Origin of the sequence: Helicobacter sp. MIT 03-1614, from assembly GCF_000762925.2 — a bacterium.
Taxonomy (GTDB): Bacteria; Campylobacterota; Campylobacteria; order Campylobacterales; family Helicobacteraceae; genus Helicobacter_C; species Helicobacter_C hepaticus.
Window position 1 is genome coordinate 1 of record NZ_JRMS02000008.1, and the last position, 20,114, is coordinate 20,114.

Sequence of the window (20,114 nt, forward strand, 5' to 3'; positions counted from 1 at the left end):
TTGCAAATCCAAAATTGCACGATATGCACACTAAAGATAAACATTAAAACTGCTCCTACAACCCACACCGCAAGGCTTAAGGATTCAGGAAGTCCAAGTATATGGAGTGCAAAGGGCAAAAGCAGTAAAGAGATAAAAAATGTGCCAAAAAATGGACGCGTCAGAGGCGAGACAAACTCAAGCTTGACACTCTCAAAGCTGCTTAGAATCTTCACAGCATAGGCACTTACTAGCCCTATAAACGCAATGAGGGCAAGGAGTGCAAAAGAGACAGAAAGAGCAAAGCTAAAATTAGCAAGGAGAGTTGAAGGCAAGAAGTTTGTGTTATGGGTTGGGGCAAGGACATTTTCTGTATTTATGGTGAGGTTTTGGATTAAGCGCATCATTTTATCCCACGCCACGCTGATTGCACTAAGCCCCATACACGCACCAAAAAAGCTTATGGGCAGATAGCTAAAATAACCTTTTGTTTTATATTCTTGTGTCATTTTGGATTCCTTATATGGCATATTATTTTGTATTATATTTTAATTGAGATTTATTTAACTTTTTCTTTATTTTATCGTGCGTATCAAAATCTTTTTCAAACTCATCTTTTGGTTTGCTTTATATTATTTATATTTTTAGAATCCTCACATATTGCTTTGCTTTTTTTGCATAAGGCAGAGTGTGCAAATCGTTAAAATGCACTTTTATAAGCTCCCGCGCATTTTTGGCAAAGAATTTCTCCATTATTTTAAGCGTTTTTCGCGCTTGTTTTAAATCCCCTAGTTTATAGCACTTATAGAGACTTTTGCACTCTTTAGGCTCTAAAAAATGGGGTAAAAACTTATATTCCTTGCCTAGAGAAAAAGCAAAATTATTTTGTCTTAATGCCACACGCCAAGAAAGCAAAATCAAAAGCCCCTCTCTCATCATCGCTAAATGTGCGTTTGCAAGGAGCAATTCGCCTCTTAAAATGTCCTTGTGTGTGCAAACATAGAGCCAATACAATTCATTGCAGCAGTCCAAAAAGCTCTGTTTGGTTAGAGGCTTGATAAAAAATGCACTATCACTTGGCTCATTGATAGGCATAAATTGATTATCCTTATCAAGCAAAACGCGCATTAGCCGCTCATTGTCCTTATACCATTCTATGTCTGCAAGGGGAATAAGGCTCAAATCTATGCGCACTCCATCATCAAAAAGCACTAAAAAGCTAAACCAACCCTCCCTTAAATCAGGCGGGTAAAGTTCCATAGATTCGGGCTTTTGGAGCATTAAAATATTGCCAAAGATTTTAAGCCATTCCTCATCGTTTTTAAAGGATTCTAAGTTTTTAGCGTTTAAGAAAAAAGAAATATCATAATCGCAAAATTTATCTTGCTTGATGTTGGGATTTGCCCTTGAACCCTCTAATGTAACCGCGCGGATAGAATCTGTGCGTTTGGCAAAATCTAAAATAAGGGCGAAAATTTCTTTTTGCGTGCGCATTGTGGATTCTCCTTTTTAAAGGCTTAAATTTTGCTTTGCATTTTACCCTAATAATTTGATGATTTAAAGGTGCAAGCTGCTTTGAAGTTTCTCGCCCTATTTCTCACTAGAAATGCTTATAATAAATCTGTTCAGTGTTTATTAAGATTTATATATTATAATATCAACATATATCAATATTATAATAAGGTAGTATTCTTTATGGAAAGTCAATTACTAGAATTTTTCAAATTTTTTGCCATTTATTTCGTTGAGTTATCACTCCTTTTTGTCATCGTATCTGTTTTGATTGCTTTTTTAAACAATAGATACAAAAGCACCTTTGAAAAGCATTTAGGCAAAGATTCTTATCTTAGTTATATAAAAGCTATTCTTTTGGGTTCTCTTACGCCCTTTTGTTCTTGTTCTACTATTCCCTTGCTTCGTGCATTGCTTAAAGCAAATGTAGTTTTTGGTGTATGTATCGCCTATTTGCTTACCTCTCCGCTTGTTAATCCTATAATTGTGGGAATGTTGTTTGTGGCTTTTGGACTGAAAATCACAATGATTTATGTAGCTTTTTTGTTTGTTGCTATTTTTGTTTTATCCACTATGATACAAAAACTTGATACTCAAAAATTTCTACAAGAAAATTTTAAAAGCACGAATAATAATGAGCACTTTAAAGCTAAGAAACCTATTAATTTTACATCTTTTTCTACTTCTGTCCTGCAAAAATCTAACTCTTGTTGTGATACTCAAATGGATAAGAATATGTCTTGTTGCACAAAATCTAAAAATAAAGATTCTATAAAAAATTTATTTTTTCAAAGTTTGAAGGACTATAAAAAACTTGTTCCATATATTGCCATAGGTATGGGTATAGGAGCTTTTATACATGGTTTTGTGCCACAGGATTTTTTACAAAATTATCTTGGTGGGTTTGGGATTTTAAATGTGATTTTTGCTGCATTTATTGGCATCTTGCTTTATGTTAGGGTGGAGGCAATTATACCTATTGGTGTCGCATTGCTTGGAGTTGGCGTCAATGAGGGTGTAATAATGAGTTTTTTAATCGCTGGCGCTGGTTGCTCTTTGCCTGAACTCATATTATTAAAGAGCATATTTAAGTTAAATTTTTTAGCATTGTTTGTTGGGTTGGTTTTATGTATTGCCATAGGATTTGGTATGATTATTTATTTTTTATAGTGAGGTATAAGATGAATAAGGTTGATAGTTTTTTAAACATTGTAGGGGCACTCAATGATGAGACGAGAATATTAATTTTGAATTTTTTATCTACAAATGGTGAGACTTGCGTATGTGATTTGCAAAATATGTTAGATATGAAGCAATCACGCTTATCAAGGCATTTGAAAATATTAAAAGATTCAGGCTTTTTATATGTAAATCGCAAGGGTGCTTGGGCGTATTATGGGATAAATAATCATTTAACCTCTTTTCATCAACAGGCTTTGCAAGCCATAGAAGAGCTTGATTTAAGAAGTTTGCCACCTTTTTAGTGTTGGGAAAATTTTAGTGCAGTGCGCTTTGAATTGCTCCTTTGAAGTGATAGGCATACCGCAGTTTTGGCAGATTGTGTTTTGCATTAAGAATCCCTCTTTTTTCTTTAGAATCTATTCTTTATACCATTTTGGCGGATTGTTTTGTAATGGAGAACTTCCAAATATATCACGCATATCCAAAACGTTCTTGACATTCCAACTATCCAAAGACTGATTGAATGATTTTGCCCCATAAAACATCTCTTTCATATATTTCACGCTACTTGTATTCCACTTATCCAAAGGCTGATTGAAAGATTCTGCATCGTAAAAAATATTATCCATATATTTTACCTTGCGTGTGTTCCATTTGTCTAATGGTTGATTAAAGCTCTTTGCTCCAAAAAACATATTATCCATATCCTCTACATTGCCTACATTCCATTTATTTAAGGACTGATTAAAAGATTCTGCCCCAAAAAACATACTGCTCATATCCCAAACATTTCCGACATTCCAAGAATCTAATGGTTGATTAAAGCTCTTTGCTCCCCAAAACATGCCACGCATATTTTTTACCTTAGAGACGTCCCAAGAATTTATATTATGATTAAAACTTTGTGCAGCAAAAAACATAAGTCTCATATTTTCAACACTGCTTGTATTCCACTTATTCAAAGGTTGATTGAAAGATTCTGCTACAGCAAACATGCCACGCATATTTTTTACCTTAGAGACGTCCCAAGCATTTATATTTTGATTAAAGCTCTTTGCCTTAGAGAACATATATTCCATATATTTTACCTTACTAGTATCCCATGATTCTATCCCGCTGAAATCTTGCCTTGTGCTTCCTTCAAAAAGTTTTGCCATATCAGTAATGGCAGAAGTATCAATTTCTCCTAGATTAATACTTTCATCTTGGACAAAAGCCTTTAATTCCTCTCTAGTCTTTGGAAAATATTTGTGTTGAGAATCTGCGTAACTACTAGATAAATTAAAGACCATTATTGCCAATAATGCAAAGCCTACTTTTTTCTTTGTCCCCATTTTATACATTTTTATTCTCCTTACTTCACACAAGATTACTCGCCACAAGTTCGGCTTGAGCTATGATTCTATCTGTTGCGAGTTTTTGCATATCCGGTGGATAGCCATATTTTTGTAACACCCTTTTAACTGCCACACGAAGCTTTGCTCGCACAGATTCTTTATGCTGCCAATCTAAGCTAACATTTTGTTTGAGAGTTTGAAAAATCGCTATGGCAAGTGCTTTTAGCTCATTTTTACTCATCACTTCTTTTGCACTTTCATTTTTGGCAATCGCTTCATAAAAGGCATATTCATAGTCTTTTAATCCCAAATCCTGCCTCTGCGTATCACTCGCAATAAGTTCTTTGCTTAGGGCAATCAGCTCCTCTATGGCTTCTGCTACACTAAGGAGGTTGTTTTGATATTTTTGCATTGTCTTTTGCAGTCGCTCTATCAAGCTTTTTGCAGAGAGTGCAGAGCTAAGACGAGCACTTAGTTCATCGTTTAAAAGCTTTTGCAAAGTCTGCAAGGCAAGGTTTTTGTGTTTATGGGAGGCAAGCTCGCTTAAAAATTCCTCTGAAAGGATAGAGAGATTTGGCTTTGCAATCCCTGTGCTATCTAAAAGTTTCACTACCCCCTCACTCACAATCGCGTCATTAATAATTTGCCTAATTGCGCATTGAATTGCTCTTTTGAAGTGATAGGCATACCGCAGCTTTGGCAGATTGTATTTTGCATTAAGAATCCTGTGTCATATACTCTGCAAGGAAGTTAAAAAACTCTTTGGAGACTTCAAAATGCCCAAAACGCAGTTTGCTTGCGTAAGCTTTCCATTCTAGGTGCGTCTTTGCCACGCTTAAAGGGCATTCTCGCTTAATTTCACTCCATAGCACATTGCGCCTAAAAGGGAAAAATCCCTTAAACATCTCCACTTGATACACATTTTCATCTGCGATTTCACCTAGTGCGGTGAATGCTTGATAAGGCTCTTTAGATTCCATAGTAAGCTTTGGGCTATAATAGATGATTTTATCATTTTGCTTCATTCTTTTAAGCGGTGCGGCTTTGCCGTGGCAGAGTTGGCAAAATCCCCCTGCTTGTCCTATTTGAATATGATTTTTTGATGCTATGCCGATGAAGTAGCGCATATTATTCCTTAATGTTAATTTATCTCTCATTTTATCCCCTTTGGCTTAAACTTCGTGGAGCTAAAAGTAACGCCCCAAACGAGAATTGTAAAAATGGCAAGCAAATGCCCTTTTGCAGGATTAGAAAGCACAGGATTACCTAACTATTTAAAATCTTTATAAGCTCTTGCACGAGCAATTTTGTTCTCTCATCATAAAATTCATCAAAATTTCTCAAAGACAAATCAATATCTGGTATAAAATGCTCTTTTAGAAATTTATTTCTATCGTTTTCACAATTTTTTTCAACCCATTTTTCCAATGGTATATCACTTTTAGACATATTTTCTCCACCCTCTAAAAGCTGAAGATTTGGCAGAGTGTCAGCCCAATATTCATATTCCTTGCGTTCCTCTTTGCTTTTATTTTTGTAAGCACTAATCGGGTGTAAGTGGTCTATATGTGTTTGAATATCCTCTTTAAAATTTTTGAACAAAAGAGATAAAAAGGCAAAAGCTTCGGGGTTATTTTTCCTAACTTTGACAATAATATTTTCTAAATATTCCTTGTCTATTTTTTGGCTGTATTTTGCTTCTTGCTCTATTGTCTTTAAGGGAAATAGCTCTAACTTTTCATCAAAGTATTTTTCATTATTTTGTTTAAAGTCTTTGATAAATGCTTTTCTCATATTTGTTAAAACTGTATCTCCACTCCCACCAAAAGGTTTCAAAATAATAGCTCTTAATAGCCAAGTTTTAATGAGTTCTCTATTTTGTTTTTGTGTTACAGAATCTACAACTTGTTCGGTTAAATTATTATGATAAATAAAGTATAAAATAGGCAATACAGCATTGTTTGAAGAAAGCGTTCTTGCTTCTAAGCCAAATTTTCTTAATAGTCTAAAAACCTCAATAAAACAATTTTTTATATCCTCCCATTTTTTCTCAATAAATTCTATAAAATCCTTATCAAAGCTATTAATTTGGAATTTGATATTATTATGATAAAGAAATAAAAAACCTTTAAGAATTAAATCTTTATCAATATCAAATCTCAATTCATTATTGATTCTATCTACTAAATCATTGATTTCTGTTCGTGCGTCTGTTTTCCAATTTGCAATAGCTATACTGAAAAGAATATCTGAATAATCCAAAGGCTCTCCTCCTGAATTAATGCGGATAAAAATATTTACTGCCTTATCTGGATTCTGCTCACTTTCAAGGTAAAAATTGATTATTGGCGTATCAAATATCTTTTGGTGAAATAAATCTAGCCTCTCTTCCTCCTCTTCACTCAAATCCCCCTCTTTTGCGAGTTTTCTTACCCTGCTTGTTTCGTATTTATAAATATCTCCGCATTTAAACCATTTTTGTTGGTGCTTGTCTGTATAAATACCTTGTTCTTTTGTTTCGTCTTTCCCTAGCCATAAAAATTCATATTTTACATTTGGATTTTCTGGTGTTTGGCTTTGAGTGAGATTAAAATATAAATGGCAAATGTCAAAAAACCTATCATCATCTTCCCATTTTCTATAAGATTTGTGAATATCATAATGACTAAACAAAGCAAGATACAGAGAAGTTAGTCTTTGTTGTCCATCTAAAATTGCTTTAAAATCTTTATGGTTTTGCGTATTGAAATATTCATTGTGTTCGTGGTAAGATTCTCTATAATAATCTAAAAATTTATAAAATTTCCAAGCACCTTTGCTTTCGTCCTTAACTTCCCAAAATAGCATAGAGCTGATAGGGTAACCTCTCATTAAAGAGTCAAATAGTTCCTCTACTTGTTCTGGATACCAAACATATTCTCTTTGAAATGCTGGAAGCAAATATTCATTATTCTTAATTCTTTGTATTGCCTCATTAATTGTAATAGGTGATTGAAATCCTGCCATTCCCTCTCCTTTTTTCTATTAATTTCCAAATCTAATATTATAACCAAAAGCCTAATTTACAGCAAGTTTCAGCCTTTCACCCCTTGCGCTTTCTCTTTGTGTTTTTTACCTCACCCCTCCCGCACAGGAATGCGTAAAATCGTTTTAAATTTATGCGTGGGAGTTTTGTGTGGATTGCTCAAATAGATTTCGTGGTGCGCCCTTGTGAGATTATCTTTGCTGATGTCGTTTTTCAAACCATTGTGTGCGATAAATTCCTCTATTTTTGCGAGACTTTGTGGCTCCTCATCATACGAGCCGATATGTAGTATCTGTACGCAAAGCCCCTCTTCAAAGCGCAATAATCGCGCTTTGGAGCAGTCTATGCCCTTTTTGCTCTGCACCTCTTCACACGCCCATTCAAAGAGTTCTTGCGTGATAAAATCAGGCTGGGCAATCATCGCTTGCCATTTGAAATTTGCCTTATTGCTCAAGTTCTCATTACCCCACCACAAGCTTTCTAGCGGAGGCACGACATATTCTACATAGTCTTTCAAAGCCTTTGTGGTTTTGCTCATTTTGAGCGTGTAGGAGAGGGTAAAGAGAGTTTTTAAAGCTGCTTGATATGCACCATTTGGCTCATTTGGATTCCCTGCTCCTTGCACACTTATAAAAGAAAGCGTTGGCACAAAAAGCTTTAAGGGTGTAGGTTTGGGCGCGTAGCAGTCTTTATAAACCTTTTTGAAGTCAAATTTTGCACTTGCAGGATTTTTGGTGGCATTATGGAATCCTTTTGTTTTCTATTTTTCATTTCTTAAACTTCACGCCATATCTACCTCCACCCATAAATATCAAGGCAATACAAGGGAGCATATAGAGCAAATGTAGCTCAATTACCCACGCGCCGTGATTATCAAGGGTAAAAATCTCAAATCCTGTTGCAACATAAATCGCCACAAGCATTGTAAAAGCCTCTAAGGCAGCAGCTATACGCACTTGATAGCCTACAATTATCATCAATGGCGCAAGCACCTCGCCGATATACGCGCCATAGGCAAAAAGTGTGGGTAATCCGTGAGATTCCATAAAACCCTCTATACCGCTTACGCCATTTGTGATTTTATTGACTCCGTGAAAGAGCATAAGCCCACCTACGCATAAGCGCACAATTAATTTGCCCAAATCATCATTATATAACATTACAAATCCTTTTTATTGATTGAAAACCCCGCATTCTATCAAAAAAAAAAAAAACAAATTGCAAGGCAATGGATAGAATATTGTAATGAAGAATAGGCACAAAATCTTTTTGCATAAAATCTGTGCCATTATATCATTTAGAACCTATAATTCAATGAGGCTTATTCTTTGGCACATTTTAATTTCTCCACTAGAAAGCAGTTTGATAAGTGCAGTCGCATAAGTGCTATAAGACACTCTACTTTCACCTTTTGTATTGACTTTAAATTCCTCGCCTATTAACTCATAATTTTGCGATTTACCTTCATAAAAAAGTGCTGCAGGGCTGATATAGAGCCAATTGAGATTGCTTTTACGCACAAACTCAAGCACCTCTGCAGTTGCTTCTGCCACTCCCATATATTCCTTAGGAAACTCTGGCGTATCCATTAGTCTAAGAGTATGCGTTGTATTCATATACAGACTTCCTGCACCTCCTACTACGATGAGCTTTGCCTCATTGCCTTGCAAAATGGAGTTTAAATACTCAATATGTTTTAAATGTAAAGACAAATCTTGCCACTCTCCAAAAGCATCAATAATCACATCAAATCCTTGCAAATCAGTGCTTGTAAGTGAAAACATATCTTTCACAACAAGATGAACCCTCTCATCAAAATGCGCTTTGCTCCTCACAAATGCACTCACTTCAAATCCTGCATTGATTGCCTCTTGCACGATTGCACTGCCCGCCCTACCTTTTGCTGCTAAAACTGCGATTTTCATTTTGTCTCCTTTGAATCTTAAATGTTGAAATATGAAATTTCAGCTTTGCAATTTTATAGAACTTAGTATATAAAATCAAGTAAGCACTTTTTTAATATATAATATCTATTTTGATACTATTGTATAAATTTGGGATTTATTTGTGCTATAATTTTTGAAAACTTTAGAATCTTGCGTATAAATTATAGAGAAAAGAGGTGCAAAATGAATGCGTATATTTCAGAATGTCCGATTGAGACGACTTTAAACCTCATTGGCAATAAATGGAAAATCATCATTATCCGCGATTTGCTAAGTGGCACAAAGCGATTTGGTGAGCTTAAAAAGTCTGTGGGTGCGACAAAAAATCAGAGCATTTCTCAAAAGGTTTTAACTCAAAACTTGCGCGAATTAGAGGAAGCAAAGTTGCTCAAAAGAAAAGTGTATGCAGAAGTGCCTCCACGAGTGGAATACAGCCTCACTCCACTTGGGCAGAGTTTGGAGTGTGTCTTAAGAGCTTTAGAATCTTGGGGGGAAGGCTATAAGAGGGAGCATTAGGGAAATGCGTCTGTATTCAAAACGCAGTTTGCTTACGCATTGTTGCCACTCATCGTGTGGTTTGCTACGCTTAATGGATACTCTCGCTCATACACTTGATGAGGATTTGCGGTTTAAGCATTCTTAAACCTTTTTCAAGCTCCTCACACGCTTTTTTATACATTTACTTGCCCAATCATAATGGCTTGAAGTCGCACTCACACAATAGCTCCCAAGACTTGTGTTGCCACACCATTTATAATGCTTTTTGACAAAAAGTTCCTTTTGTGGGAGAGTCTCTATCAGCTCCATACATTCTATGTGGCTTTTTCCTAACATTGCCTTTGCGTTCTCTAATGGCGTGCTTTGGTGCTTTTGCCAAATCTCCCTATTCATCGCGGGATAGGTTTTGAAACTATAAGGCGCAGGGAGAAAAGGCACAAAATCACTCGTCCTCTCAAGGTTTGTGCGCACAAAGCGAAGCAAAAGTATCTGCCATTCATACAAATGCACAAGCACATCGCGCAAAGCCTTATCTCGCTCGTTATATTCAAAGGGTGTGCTTTGTTGTTCAAGCGGGATTTGCTCTATCAACGCAAGCAGAGATTCATAATTTTTCTGACTTAAGGCAAGCAAATCGCTTTTGTTGGTAGGGCGTGGCATAGGTGTCCTTTGAACAAATCTCAAGGCATTATAAGATTCTAAGACTTAATTTTCAAACGTGCAATGCTCTATCACATCAAAGGTGGATTTTGGGGTATATTTGTAGTTTAATCAGTTCCTTTGACTTTGGCACTGCTAGATTTTTTATCGCTTTTGTTAAAAGGTTGTGTTTTCAAAGTGAAATCTAATCCTAACTTGTCATTGCAATTTGTGATTTTTGGATAAATCACAAAGGTTTTTTAAATCATTTAATCGTAATCTGTTGTGCTATAATTTTTGAATGATTTTAAGGATATGCAACTCATACAAAGGAGTATTTTAGAGTTTTTAAAAAAAGCTTTTAAGATAAAGTGAATGTTTTTAATTTTCTAATTACATAGATAGAAATAAATTTTTAAAAAAGGAGAATGTATGAGCAGTTACGCAACACAAGCAGATTTATTTGTAGAACTTGCCAAACCTGATAAAAATGGTGTTTCAAGGTGGGTATATGTAAGTGAGTTTGTTGGAAAATATGAGCCATTAAGCTCTAATAACGGATACGCATGGGCTAGAGATGGCTCAAGAGGTGGCACTACCAAAACAAAACTGAATGAAACATATATCATAGAGAAAAAACCCTCGACTGGAGAAGTAGTTGCAATCAGATTAAATGGCTTCAAGCCTAAGACTTAATGAACTACATTGGCTCCAAATTTAAACTCTCTCACTTTTTGCAAACGAGCATAGAATCTACACTGCAAAAAGCTAGTGCAAAGCCTTTAAAGGATTCTATCTTTTGTGATATATTTGCTGGAACTGCGGCAGTGGGGAGGCTTTTTAAAACACAAGTCAAGCAAATTATTAGCAATGATAGGGAGTATTATAGCTTTGTCTTGGCGCAAAATTATATCGGCAATCATCAGAAATTAACACGCGTTAATGAGCTGCTACACATTCTTAATGACACAACTCAAACGCCACCACAAAAGGGTAAAATCTACACTCATTATGCGCTTGGCTCTGGGAGTGGGAGGCAGTATTTTAGTGATGAAAATGCACAAAAAATTGATGCTGTGCGCTCTAAGATTGCGCAATGGAAAAAAGAAAAGTTAATTGAGGACAAAGAATATTATTTTCTCCTTGCCTCCCTTTTAGAATCCGCCGATAAGGTTGCAAACACTGCTTCAGTGTATGGAGCATTTTTAAAACATCTTAAAAAAAGTGCGCTCAAAAGCTTTATCCTAAATCCTGCAGAGTTTGAATGCAATGAAAATGAACATCTGGTATTTAATGAGGACGCAAATACACTTATTACTAAGATAAAGGGTGATATTCTTTATCTTGACCCACCTTATAATGCACGAGAGTATGGCGCGAATTATCATCTTTTAAACACGATTGCCTTATATGATGACTTTATCCCAAAGGGCAAAACAGGATTAAGAGAGTATGAAAAGTCGGCTTGGTGCAGAAAAGCAAAAGTCGCAGATGAGCTAGAAAACCTCATCAAAAATGCGCATTTTGAGTGGATTTTTCTAAGCTATAATGATGAGGGATTGCTCAGTTTAGAGCAAATTCAAGCTATTTTTGAAAAATATGGCAAATATTCTTTTGCCACACAAAAACACCAGCGCTTCAAAGCAGATTCTAAACGAATCCAAAAGCAAGATTGCACTTTAGAATATTTGCATATTTTGAGGAAGTAAAGAGTGCTTTAGATACTATTTCTTAGGAGGGTTAGGATCATCAGGGTCATAGATTTTATGTGTTTTGCTTGGAACAATCACATTTATTTCTCTAGGATCTACATCTTTGCCGTTATTGCTTAGCCTTAAAAGCAACTTTTTAAACTCATACGCACTGCTTGGCTCATAAAAACTTCCTTCTGTGGCAAGGGTAAGCTCTTTTAAAGAATCAAGGTTTTTATTTAAAGCTAAAGTGTGGATTGTAACCCAATTTTTCTTGGAGCCACCGCTATTTTTCACAATATTGCGATTAAGATTCTTCGTAAGATAGAGCATTTTTTCCGCACTTCCTCTATCATTTGGGTTGCCATCAGTGATGAGAAAAATTTCTTTCTTCAACCCATTATCTTTTGTAAAATGGCTCATCGCTTTAATGAGCGCATAATTGATGAGTTTTGTTTGCGAATTTACAACTTTTAGATTTTTTGCACTTTCCACAAATTCGCTAGAGCTAAACACATCATCAAAATCCTTAACATCATAATTACTAAAGCTCACAAGCGTGATTTTGGCATAGCTACCTCTGTTTTCTTCTTGAAGTATATGTTTGGCAATAAGGGGCGCAATTTCCTTAAACGCAAAGACATAATCTTTCATTGAATTTGCGACATTGATTACAATAGCAATTTCTTTGGCAGGTTTTGCGCGAAGTTTGAGATTATAATCCTCTTTTTCTTTGTCATAATTGTTTAAGATAAGCTGCTGTTTATCGCAAATACTCATAACCTCTAAATCAGCCCCATTTAGTGTGTAGAGAAATTCTTTATCCGCACTAGTATAAGTGCTATTTCCACTTGAGATACCACCCGATAGAATCCTTCCTGCAAAGCGGATATAGCGGATTTTCTTTGGGATTTTTTGCATATCAATTTTATCTTTATCTTTTACCCATAGCACACTTGGGTCAAAGTGCGAAATCATCGCCATTTCATCGCATTTTGCTCCATAAATAAGGCGAGAGAGCATAGTATCAATGAGCTTTTCATCTACTTCTGGAATCTTTGTTGAAGGATTTGCACCTAATACACTAGAGGTAAAAACGAAGCAGAGCAAAGCTTTAGCTAAGAGTGACTTCATCAAATATCGCATTTGAAATCCTTTTACACTTATTTGTAATTGTTTTCAAGGATTCTATCAAGCTTTTGCTTAAAGGGTCTCTATTTTATCAAAGGAATGTTATAATTGATTACCACAGCAAAAGGAAAGAATATGAAAACAAATGCTTCAAAAACCATTCGGCTTATCTATCCGCAATGGCAGGGTGGAGACATTGCGCATTGGTTTAAAGGGCTGCCTAAAGAGGAGATTTCCAAAGGCTATTTTTTAGGTGCAAAACTCCTTGAACTTCTTACACATAGCACCTCTCATCAAACCCTTGAAGTGCCTGTTTCACAAGAGTTTAAAAGAGAGGTAAAAGACGGGGTGCTAGATAAAAGCGATATTTTAAAGCAAACCAAAGCCGCAATGAAACTCATCACAGAATCTAAACCTGATAAGATTCTCACACTTGGGGGTGAATGCTCCGTGTCTGTCGCGCCCTTTAGCTATCTTGCAAGTAAGTATGGTGATGATGTCGCAATGCTATGGATTGACGCACACCCTGATATTGGGCTGCCAAATGATGAGTATAAGGCTTATCACGCAATGGCGGTTACGCATTTGCTAGGGCTTGGCGATAAAGAGATTCTTAAAGTCCTCCCCGCAAAAATACCAGCTCAAAATACCTTGCTTGTGGGATTGCATAGTGAGGAGGCAAAATTTTATGCCAAGCGTCAAAAGGAGCTAGGGCTAAAAGCCCTTAAAGCGAAGAAAGTAAGCAGCAAAAAGGTCTTGCAATGGTTACAAGGCACTAAAGCCTCTAAGGTTGTAATACACCTTGATTTAGATGTGCTAGATTTTAGCGAGATTTATGTCGCTGTGGGCAATAGTGGCAAACTCAAAATGAAAGAAGTCGCACACATCATTGAATCTGTGAGCGCACACTATGAAATCGTAGGCTTAAGTATCGCCGAGCTAATGCCAAAGGAACTCATTAAGCTACAAAATATGCTCCAAAAACTGCCTTTGATGTAATAATGTTTAACCCTACTTCATAACCCTAGAATCCGCTTTTGCTTAAAGGGAATAAAATTGTATTTTATTATTCGGTAAGGGTTTTAAGTAGTGAAGGCACTATTAAATTATCCACAAATGCACACCGCTTGTAGTGCTTTTTGACAAAAAGTTCTTTTTTTGGGGGTTCTATCAGTTCTATATATTCTATGTGGCTTTTTTCTAACATTGCTTTTGCGGCTGTAAATCTAATGATTCCTGTGCTTCTTGGCTTTGGCGTGGTGATTGTGGCTGAATTTTTAAGCTTTTTAGTTATTCTTTACTATCTAACAACACAGCGCGCCAAGTAGGGCTATGGTTAAAATTCATCATTGCTTTGTTGGTTGCTTATCCTCTTCTTTATCTCCCCTTTTACCCTTTGTAAGTCGCTGCAAGTCAGCAGCGGGATTAGATTCTGAATCTCTGCTATGCTTTTATTCCACCATTGAAACGCAAGCAAAAGCGCAATAAGCTCCTCATCAAATCGCTTCTTAATCATTCTTGCGGGATTCCCTACCACAATGCTATAAGGTGCGATATTGCTTCCGATAACAGCATTCGCGCCGATAATCGCGCCATCGCCGATATGCACACCGGGCAAAATCGTGGCATTTTGCCCAATCCACACATCATTGCCAATCATCGTATCGCCCTTAAGAGGCAGATTTTCGGGCGTTGGAGGTGGCGCATTCCAACCCTCAAAAATATTAAAGGGAAAAGTGCTGACTGCATTCATTTGATGATTTGCGCCGTTCATCACAAATTCCACACCCGCAGCAATTTGGCAAAATTTACCAATGATAAGTTTATCCCCATTAAATGCGTAATGGTGGCTGATATGCCGCTCAAAATCGCTATCGCTAATGTATGTAAAGTCGCCTACGATGACATTTGGATTCTTTATTATGGGCTTGACATAACAGACATAATCAACGCCCTTAATCGGAAAGGGATTGTTTGGATTGGGAAAGATTCTATGTTTCATATTTGTCTCCTTGTGTCAAATCTTATAAGGCAGATTTATTAGTAAAAGTCTGCTATATGAGGTGTTATTTCAATCTGTGATTTATGGATATAGCCAATTTTTGCATCTTTAATCTTTTGCACATTGGGTGGGAAATACAATACTTTTACCCATTCTTGTCCAAGCTTTTGGCTATCTTGAAAATCTAGTTTTTGTTTATAGCCAATTTGTCTTTGCCACTCGCTTATTTTATTTAGACTCCAAAGCATATTTGAGAGATTGATAAGTTTAATGTTTTCTTTATCTTTTGTAAAAATTTGCGCTAGAATTTTCCCATTTGGCTTATTGCGCAGATTCACATAGTTATCCGAAGTATTAAGGGTTACTTTATAATACTCGTTATCTTCATAATCTTTCTTTTGGCTTGGATTTTCTGAAATCTTTTTAAGAATCTTAATATTCTTAATCTGTATCGAATTTCCGGCAGCACAAGCTGGAAACTTCCACGGCATTACGCTTTCAAGTTCTAGCTCTACTTCAAAGTTCACACTCCCACCAAGTCCCTCTTTATACCACTCTGGCAAAAGTGGCGCAAAAAGATTATAATAAGTTTGGTTATATGTTAAATCAACTTCTCCAAATGCAAAAACAAGATTCTTATTATGTGGTTCAAAGGCAATATAAGGAGAAGAGCCATCATCACAAGACCCTAGTCTTGCAGGTTGCAAGTGGAAATCTTGTATAGCTTTTAGCACTCCTCGCAAGACAAGAGGCTTTTTAGGGACAAACCTACACTCTCCGCTTTCTGCAGTAACATAGTGACAAATTTTTTTTCTCTTACCATTATCATCTATTTCTGTTGCTATTTTAAAATGCTTTTTCATAAAAAGGAAGTTTTCATACGCCTCTTTTTGTGAAGGGCTATTTTTGTTTATTGGAAACCAAAATACAATCTCATCGTAAAGATAATATTCTTTTTTATATTCAAAATTTTCATATCCCATATTCGAGCCCATTCCATATTCTGCAAATAAATGTCCAAACTCTTTTGCCATAAATTTAGTGAAGAAATAAGCTGCATTAGTAACAAATCCCGGTGTTACGCAATCCTCAAAAGGTGACATTTCACACAGCATTAATGCTTCTAATTTTTGATAATCCTCAAAACTCAAATCGCGTTGCTTTGCACGAGATTCCAAGCCTTTTAATAAAGCTTTTGCTTGCGTATAATCCTTATTGTTTAATAATTCTACATTTAACCCTAGTTTGTCAAAATCAAGGCCAAAAGTAAAAGTTACCAAACAAATAAAACAAAGAATCTTTTTCATTTTTTCTCCTTTTTGCGTATGTCTAAAGCGGCATTGTATCAAAAGAATACTATTCTCTCTTTAAAAAGTTTGAAATAGCCTCTTTTGCCCAATCTTTATTCTTATTTTTGTTGATTTTATCTCTTCATATTGACATACAGAATGTATGTATGTTATAGTATTATAAAATTTAGGGGGAAAAGGTGAAACACAAAGACCATTATAATGATGCCTACATCGTGGAGTTATCCCAAAAGATTCTAAGTGTAATGCCACAATTTGAAGCGCAAAAGTTTTGTGCAATGTTGCGGGGTAATTTAGAGGATAAAGAACTCTTTGCAAGATTAGATTGTATCGTTGATGCAATGGTTAAGACAATGGGGAGCGATTATACTCAAAACATTCAAAGCTTTTTTCATCTACTTGGCGAGGAGCTAGAAAAAGCGGAGGGAATGTTTAGCTTTGGCTATTGGTTGTTTCCTATTTCACGCTATGTGGAACGCTATGGCAATACAAATTGGCAAGTTTCCCTAAGCTTTATTAAAGAGCTTACCAAGCGATTTACAGGTGAATACGCTATCCGCCCGATTCTAAGAGAGCACCCAAAGGAAGTAATGGACGAACTCATTTTATGGAGCAAGGATAGTAATGTGCATATTCGCAGGCTCGCAAGTGAGGGCGTGAGAATCCACCTGCCTTGGTCGCCAAAGCTCCTTGTTGCGCTTGATGAATTTGAAAAGTATGCGATGATTTTGACAAACTTAAAAGATGACTCGCAAAAGTTTGTGCAAAAAAGCGTGGGGAATAATCTCAATGATTTGTATAAAGAAGCACCGCTAAAAGCGCAAGCTCTCATCGCACAATGGCGACAAAGTGGGGTGAGTAAGGCGTGTGAGTGGATTATCAAACACGGAGAGAGAAATCAAAATAAAAATCAACAAAAAAGAAAGAGAGAAAAATAAATGGCACAGAGTATTTATCCCGTCCTAATGACAGACAGACTTCAAGAAAGTAGCCTATTTTACAAAACTTATTTGGGCTTTGCGCAAAACTTTTCAAGTGATTGGTATATTAACTTATCTCACCCTGATGGTGGCGAGTTAGCCTTGATTGATGTAACTCACGAAAGCATACCCGCACTCTATCGCGCAAATGCGAATGGAATCCTCGTTAATCTTGAGGTAGCAAATGCCACACAAGTGTATGATTTTATCAAAAGCAAAGATGAACGCATTATCGTAGCGCATTTGGCAGATGAGGTTTGGGGGTGGCGACATTTTATCATAAAAGACCCAAATAATGTGTTGATTGATATTATTGAAGTTTTGCCGCCAAGTGCGGAGTTTTTAAACAATGATTCTAGCGGTGTATTATGACAAATAAAGAAGCTACGCGCAAAACTACCTCCGTCTTATTAAGCGTTGCAAGAGCGCATTTTGCGGAATATGGTTACTTTGATGTCGCACTAGAAAAAATCGTAGAAGAAGCAAATGTAACGCGCGGGGCGGTATATCATCATTTCAAAAACAAGCAAGGGCTTTTTGTCGCTGTGCTAGAGAGTGTGCAAGAAGAGGTTGCCGCGCAGATAGAAAAACAGGCTTTGAAAAGTGATGAGGCGTGGGAGCAGCTGATATTAGGCTGTGTGGGGTTTATCAAAGCGGCAAATGCAAAGGAAAATAGGCAGATATTATTAGTTGATGCACCCGCTGTGCTTGGTTGGGAAGTGTGGAGAAGCGTTGATGCGAAGCATTCAATGAGTGTGTTGCAAGCGCATATTGAGGAGCTAAAGGCACAAGGCTATTTGCGTGAAGAAGTAGATACGCAGTTGATGACATTTGCGCTCTCTGGTGCGCTCAATGAGCTAGCATTGCAATTTTGTGCAAACTTCAAAAAGAAGCAAGAAAAGAAACTTCTAGCTACTCTTACACAATTTGTGAGCGGGTTTAGGAAAGCTTGATTTATGGGGTGGAAGTTGGTTGTCTTTTGCTCTTAAGCCTTATTTTTCTTTGGCTTTTTGGGCTTTGGCATAGGCAGAGTGGGAGCAAGGGTAAGCACAACTTCTCTTAAAGTCGTATAAGAATCCACATCAAGGATATAAGATTCCTTTGCCCCCGCGTAAGGAAATCCAAGCGGGGCGGATTCTAAAAGGGGCTTTAGAATTTCAAATTGCTTGACGAAAAGCATCTCATCACAAAGCAAGAAAATAGGCTTAGGCACACTCTCACCCCTATCAATCACATAAATGCAGTATTCGCCAAACATCTTTTTAGCGCTAAAGTGATAAGGTGTATCCTCTAATGCGCTTTTAAGATTCTCTAACACAAAATCCTTAAAGCTCTCACTTGTGGGCATACAAACTCCTAACTTTAATGTAACACTCTAAGATTAGAATGCAGATTATAGCTTAATTTCTTGCACTAAGAGTGGATTTTATCAACTTTAAGTTGATTTTGTATTTCCTCTTCTGTAAGGTATATGCCGATGATTCTTTGTAAGCTGCTACCATCGCCAAGTTTGATAAGCATATCTCCATTGCCTGTGAGTTTTTCTGCTCCTATTTCATCTAAAATAATTTTAGATTCTGTGCTTTTTTGCACCTTGAGGGCTATGCGACTTGGGACATTGCTACGTAAATCTCCGCTAAAGTTTTGAGCATCTGGTCTTTGAGTGCCAAGCACAAAGTGCATTTTACAGCCCCTCATTTTCTCGGCAAGTGTTCCAAGCTTATCAATTAAGCATTTATTGCCTCTTGTTAAGTTACGCAATTCATCTATAACAAGCACTTTATAAGGCATACTCTCAAAGCTCTCGCCCTTAGATTTTCTTTCATAGCGTGATTCCATTTCTTTTATAAATTGCTCCACGCACTCTTCCGCTTCATTTTGGGTGAAAAGTGTTACATTATTTGCATTGTTAAACTCCACAAATTCCGACCCAAATTTTGGGTCAATAATTGTAATTTCTACACTTGGCGTTTGCAACAAACAAAGAACAATGACCTTTAAAAGTTTTGACTTACCGCTTCCTGAAGTCCCGCCCACTAGCAAATGTGGTGCAGTCTTTAAATCAAAACAAACAGGCTTTTTATCCACACTCATTCCAGCAAAAACGCCAAGTTCAAAATTTTGCTTACGCAAGACTTCTAAGCCTTGCTTCAATTCGGACAAACCAAGTGTTTGCCACTGTTGCTTTGGAATCTGAATGCTATATGTTCTACTTATGCCTTTAACTTGTTCAATGTAAATGCTCTGCCCTAACTCATCATCAAGATATTGACTTTTTGTTTTAAAGGCTTGAATCTTAGCAGAATCCAAAAGCTCAATTTTGCAAATATGATGCCGATAGGAATCCTCTTCATTCACTAGCCTAATGCCAATTCCTTGTTTTTTGAAATAATCTTGCAGTTTAGGAAAGTAACCCACATCATTATTTTTGGGATTTTCTTTTGTCTGCTCCTCTTGCTTTGATGATAAATGCAAATTATCCAAACACCATTGATAAAAGCAATCACTTGATTTATAGGTATTATTAAGCTCATAAAGTCCCCTTTGGATATAGCGGCTTAAAATCTTTAAATATTCTTTTTCATTGCTGAAAATATCTTTTTTGTCCCTATCCAACTCCTCTTTGTGCTTGATATACAGCATTGAGCGAATAAGCAAATCAAAATCCTCTTTTTTGTCCTTGCCCTTGCCTGTAATTTGCTCCAAATGATATTCTTTATCTTTTTCACCATTTAATCTTTTTTGTGCCCAAAATGAGGAATCTAATGAAAATTTTGGAGAATTTAAAGCGAGTGCAAGTGCGATTCTAAGCACATTGTATTTAGCAAATTCATTTTCTTCAAATCCCAAGCCTTTCTTAACCTTTTCTATCACAAGGCTCT

25 protein-coding genes and 1 pseudogene are annotated in these 20,114 nt (G+C 36.5%); 11 read left to right on the forward strand and 15 right to left on the reverse strand.

Annotated features, from left to right (window positions below; genetic code table 11):
• Both LS66_RS06630 and LS66_RS06635 read right to left on the reverse strand, forming a co-directional pair.
• A pseudogene (locus LS66_RS06630) lies at nucleotides 1–488 on the reverse strand (hypothetical protein); the annotation flags it as partial.
• Nucleotides 489–615: 127 nt separating this feature from the next.
• Nucleotides 616–1,473: an aminoglycoside 6-adenylyltransferase gene (locus LS66_RS06635; protein ID WP_052057241.1), complete on the reverse strand. Its 858-nt coding sequence runs from the start codon at nucleotides 1,471–1,473 to the stop codon at nucleotides 616–618.
• 201 nt (nucleotides 1,474–1,674) lie between these two features.
• Between LS66_RS06635 and LS66_RS06640 the strand changes: the two genes are divergently transcribed.
• Together LS66_RS06640 and LS66_RS06645 are read left to right on the forward strand one after the other, a co-directional pair.
• Nucleotides 1,675–2,661: a permease gene (locus LS66_RS06640; protein ID WP_034364728.1), complete on the forward strand. Its 987-nt coding sequence runs from the start codon at nucleotides 1,675–1,677 to the stop codon at nucleotides 2,659–2,661.
• A gap of 11 nt (nucleotides 2,662–2,672) precedes the next feature.
• Nucleotides 2,673–2,975: a metalloregulator ArsR/SmtB family transcription factor gene (locus LS66_RS06645; protein ID WP_034364724.1), complete on the forward strand. Its 303-nt coding sequence runs from the start codon at nucleotides 2,673–2,675 to the stop codon at nucleotides 2,973–2,975.
• Nucleotides 2,976–3,089: 114 nt separating this feature from the next.
• Here LS66_RS06645 and LS66_RS06650 read toward each other — a convergent pair whose 3' ends face one another.
• The 7 genes from LS66_RS06650 to LS66_RS06680 form a co-directional block, all read right to left on the reverse strand.
• Entirely contained in the window at nucleotides 3,090–4,016 is a 927-nt protein-coding gene (locus LS66_RS06650; RefSeq protein ID WP_236096989.1) for a BspA family leucine-rich repeat surface protein, read from the reverse strand.
• 16 nt (nucleotides 4,017–4,032) lie between these two features.
• Entirely contained in the window at nucleotides 4,033–4,620 is a 588-nt protein-coding gene (locus LS66_RS06655; RefSeq protein ID WP_236096990.1) for a DUF3387 domain-containing protein, read from the reverse strand.
• A 106-nt stretch (nucleotides 4,621–4,726) separates the two neighbouring features.
• Nucleotides 4,727–5,167 carry an EVE domain-containing protein gene (locus LS66_RS06660; RefSeq protein ID WP_236096991.1) on the reverse strand — a complete coding sequence of 147 codons (441 nt, stop codon included), beginning with the start codon at nucleotides 5,165–5,167 and terminating at the stop codon, nucleotides 4,727–4,729.
• A 109-nt stretch (nucleotides 5,168–5,276) separates the two neighbouring features.
• Nucleotides 5,277–7,016: a DUF262 domain-containing protein gene (locus LS66_RS06665; RefSeq protein ID WP_034364718.1), complete on the reverse strand. Its 1,740-nt coding sequence runs from the start codon at nucleotides 7,014–7,016 to the stop codon at nucleotides 5,277–5,279.
• 110 nt (nucleotides 7,017–7,126) lie between these two features.
• Entirely contained in the window at nucleotides 7,127–7,684 is a 558-nt protein-coding gene (locus LS66_RS06670; protein WP_034342849.1) for a GyrI-like domain-containing protein, read from the reverse strand.
• A 118-nt stretch (nucleotides 7,685–7,802) separates the two neighbouring features.
• Complete coding sequence (locus LS66_RS06675) at nucleotides 7,803–8,195, reverse strand: DoxX family protein (protein ID WP_011115899.1); 393 nt, start codon at nucleotides 8,193–8,195, stop codon at nucleotides 7,803–7,805.
• A gap of 144 nt (nucleotides 8,196–8,339) precedes the next feature.
• Complete coding sequence (locus tag LS66_RS06680) at nucleotides 8,340–8,960, reverse strand: SDR family oxidoreductase (protein ID WP_011115897.1); 621 nt, start codon at nucleotides 8,958–8,960, stop codon at nucleotides 8,340–8,342.
• A gap of 204 nt (nucleotides 8,961–9,164) precedes the next feature.
• Here LS66_RS06680 and rrpB point away from each other — a divergent pair, with 204 nt between their 5' ends.
• Together rrpB and LS66_RS10395 are read left to right on the forward strand one after the other, a co-directional pair.
• Nucleotides 9,165–9,497, forward strand: a complete 333-nt coding sequence (gene rrpB / locus LS66_RS06685; RefSeq protein ID WP_034342469.1) for a MarR family transcription factor RrpB — start codon at nucleotides 9,165–9,167, stop codon at nucleotides 9,495–9,497.
• A gap of 4 nt (nucleotides 9,498–9,501) precedes the next feature.
• Nucleotides 9,502–9,624 carry a hypothetical protein gene (locus LS66_RS10395; protein WP_011115895.1) on the forward strand — a complete coding sequence of 41 codons (123 nt, stop codon included), beginning with the start codon at nucleotides 9,502–9,504 and terminating at the stop codon, nucleotides 9,622–9,624.
• Here LS66_RS10395 and LS66_RS06690 read toward each other — a convergent pair.
• Nucleotides 9,621–10,139: a ClbS/DfsB family four-helix bundle protein gene (locus LS66_RS06690; protein ID WP_011115894.1), complete on the reverse strand. Its 519-nt coding sequence runs from the start codon at nucleotides 10,137–10,139 to the stop codon at nucleotides 9,621–9,623. The genes LS66_RS10395 and LS66_RS06690 overlap by 4 nt on opposite strands.
• Before the next feature lie 411 nt (nucleotides 10,140–10,550).
• Between LS66_RS06690 and LS66_RS06695 the strand changes: the two genes are divergently transcribed.
• Together LS66_RS06695 and LS66_RS06700 are read left to right on the forward strand one after the other, a co-directional pair.
• Entirely contained in the window at nucleotides 10,551–10,814 is a 264-nt protein-coding gene (locus LS66_RS06695) for a hypothetical protein (protein ID WP_034342472.1), read from the forward strand.
• Nucleotides 10,814–11,827, forward strand: coding sequence for a DNA adenine methylase (locus tag LS66_RS06700; protein WP_034364713.1), 1,014 nt, complete (start codon nucleotides 10,814–10,816; stop codon nucleotides 11,825–11,827). Before LS66_RS06695 ends, LS66_RS06700 begins: the two co-directional genes overlap by 1 nt.
• Nucleotides 11,828–11,842: 15 nt before the next feature.
• Here the strand turns inward: LS66_RS06700 and LS66_RS06705 are convergent, their stop codons facing one another.
• On the reverse strand, nucleotides 11,843–12,955 hold the full coding sequence (locus tag LS66_RS06705; protein WP_034342478.1) for a vWA domain-containing protein: 1,113 nt from the start codon (nucleotides 12,953–12,955) through the stop codon (nucleotides 11,843–11,845).
• Between the two features lie 120 nt (nucleotides 12,956–13,075).
• Between LS66_RS06705 and LS66_RS06710 the strand changes: the two genes are divergently transcribed.
• Both LS66_RS06710 and LS66_RS06715 read left to right on the forward strand, forming a co-directional pair.
• A complete protein-coding gene (locus LS66_RS06710; protein ID WP_034342481.1) occupies nucleotides 13,076–13,939 on the forward strand; it encodes an arginase family protein in 864 nt (287 codons plus the stop codon).
• Between the two features lie 140 nt (nucleotides 13,940–14,079).
• Nucleotides 14,080–14,268: a hypothetical protein gene (locus LS66_RS06715; protein ID WP_034364710.1), complete on the forward strand. Its 189-nt coding sequence runs from the start codon at nucleotides 14,080–14,082 to the stop codon at nucleotides 14,266–14,268.
• Between the two features lie 8 nt (nucleotides 14,269–14,276).
• On the opposite strand, the gene LS66_RS06720 is transcribed toward LS66_RS06715, so the two are convergent.
• Complete coding sequence (locus LS66_RS06720; RefSeq protein ID WP_034364706.1) at nucleotides 14,277–14,942, reverse strand: CatB-related O-acetyltransferase; 666 nt, start codon at nucleotides 14,940–14,942, stop codon at nucleotides 14,277–14,279.
• A gap of 38 nt (nucleotides 14,943–14,980) precedes the next feature.
• A complete protein-coding gene (locus tag LS66_RS06725; RefSeq protein ID WP_034364703.1) occupies nucleotides 14,981–16,249 on the reverse strand; it encodes a hypothetical protein in 1,269 nt (422 codons plus the stop codon).
• A gap of 182 nt (nucleotides 16,250–16,431) precedes the next feature.
• On the opposite strand from LS66_RS06725, the gene LS66_RS06730 reads away from it, so the two are divergent.
• From LS66_RS06730 to LS66_RS06740, 3 genes are read left to right on the forward strand one after another with little or no spacing between them, the layout of a single operon-like run.
• On the forward strand, nucleotides 16,432–17,190 hold the full coding sequence (locus tag LS66_RS06730; protein WP_034364700.1) for a DNA alkylation repair protein: 759 nt from the start codon (nucleotides 16,432–16,434) through the stop codon (nucleotides 17,188–17,190).
• Entirely contained in the window at nucleotides 17,191–17,604 is a 414-nt protein-coding gene (locus tag LS66_RS06735) for a hypothetical protein (RefSeq protein WP_034342486.1), read from the forward strand.
• Nucleotides 17,601–18,185 carry a TetR/AcrR family transcriptional regulator gene (locus LS66_RS06740; RefSeq protein WP_034342491.1) on the forward strand — a complete coding sequence of 195 codons (585 nt, stop codon included), beginning with the start codon at nucleotides 17,601–17,603 and terminating at the stop codon, nucleotides 18,183–18,185. The genes LS66_RS06735 and LS66_RS06740 overlap by 4 nt, the downstream gene beginning before the upstream one ends.
• Nucleotides 18,186–18,217: 32 nt before the next feature.
• Here the strand turns inward: LS66_RS06740 and LS66_RS06745 are convergent, their stop codons facing one another.
• Together LS66_RS06745 and LS66_RS06750 are read right to left on the reverse strand one after the other, a co-directional pair.
• On the reverse strand, nucleotides 18,218–18,580 hold the full coding sequence (locus tag LS66_RS06745; protein WP_034342494.1) for a transcriptional regulator: 363 nt from the start codon (nucleotides 18,578–18,580) through the stop codon (nucleotides 18,218–18,220).
• Between the two features lie 65 nt (nucleotides 18,581–18,645).
• A complete protein-coding gene (locus LS66_RS06750; protein WP_052057240.1) occupies nucleotides 18,646–20,106 on the reverse strand; it encodes an FtsK/SpoIIIE domain-containing protein in 1,461 nt (486 codons plus the stop codon).
• Between the last annotated feature and the right edge of the window lie 8 nt (nucleotides 20,107–20,114).

Coding starts and splice junctions, on each gene's coding strand:
- LS66_RS06740 (WP_034342491.1), top strand. CDS start 17,601: ATGACAAATAAAGAAGCTACGCGCAAAACTACCTCCGTCTTATTAAGC.
- LS66_RS10395 (WP_011115895.1), top strand. CDS start 9,502: ATGCGTCTGTATTCAAAACGCAGTTTGCTTACGCATTGTTGCCACTCA.
- rrpB (WP_034342469.1), top strand. CDS start 9,165: ATGAATGCGTATATTTCAGAATGTCCGATTGAGACGACTTTAAACCTC.
- LS66_RS06735 (WP_034342486.1), top strand. CDS start 17,191: ATGGCACAGAGTATTTATCCCGTCCTAATGACAGACAGACTTCAAGAA.
- LS66_RS06660 (WP_236096991.1), bottom strand. CDS start 5,167: ATGAGAGATAAATTAACATTAAGGAATAATATGCGCTACTTCATCGGC.
- LS66_RS06700 (WP_034364713.1), top strand. CDS start 10,814: ATGAACTACATTGGCTCCAAATTTAAACTCTCTCACTTTTTGCAAACG.
- LS66_RS06725 (WP_034364703.1), bottom strand. CDS start 16,249: ATGAAAAAGATTCTTTGTTTTATTTGTTTGGTAACTTTTACTTTTGGC.
- LS66_RS06645 (WP_034364724.1), top strand. CDS start 2,673: ATGAATAAGGTTGATAGTTTTTTAAACATTGTAGGGGCACTCAATGAT.
- LS66_RS06690 (WP_011115894.1), bottom strand. CDS start 10,139: ATGCCACGCCCTACCAACAAAAGCGATTTGCTTGCCTTAAGTCAGAAA.
- LS66_RS06745 (WP_034342494.1), bottom strand. CDS start 18,580: ATGCCCACAAGTGAGAGCTTTAAGGATTTTGTGTTAGAGAATCTTAAA.
- LS66_RS06720 (WP_034364706.1), bottom strand. CDS start 14,942: ATGAAACATAGAATCTTTCCCAATCCAAACAATCCCTTTCCGATTAAG.
- LS66_RS06665 (WP_034364718.1), bottom strand. CDS start 7,016: ATGGCAGGATTTCAATCACCTATTACAATTAATGAGGCAATACAAAGA.
- LS66_RS06710 (WP_034342481.1), top strand. CDS start 13,076: ATGAAAACAAATGCTTCAAAAACCATTCGGCTTATCTATCCGCAATGG.
- LS66_RS06705 (WP_034342478.1), bottom strand. CDS start 12,955: ATGCGATATTTGATGAAGTCACTCTTAGCTAAAGCTTTGCTCTGCTTC.
- LS66_RS06650 (WP_236096989.1), bottom strand. CDS start 4,016: ATGTATAAAATGGGGACAAAGAAAAAAGTAGGCTTTGCATTATTGGCA.
- LS66_RS06680 (WP_011115897.1), bottom strand. CDS start 8,960: ATGAAAATCGCAGTTTTAGCAGCAAAAGGTAGGGCGGGCAGTGCAATC.
- LS66_RS06695 (WP_034342472.1), top strand. CDS start 10,551: ATGAGCAGTTACGCAACACAAGCAGATTTATTTGTAGAACTTGCCAAA.
- LS66_RS06640 (WP_034364728.1), top strand. CDS start 1,675: ATGGAAAGTCAATTACTAGAATTTTTCAAATTTTTTGCCATTTATTTC.
- LS66_RS06635 (WP_052057241.1), bottom strand. CDS start 1,473: ATGCGCACGCAAAAAGAAATTTTCGCCCTTATTTTAGATTTTGCCAAA.
- LS66_RS06675 (WP_011115899.1), bottom strand. CDS start 8,195: ATGTTATATAATGATGATTTGGGCAAATTAATTGTGCGCTTATGCGTA.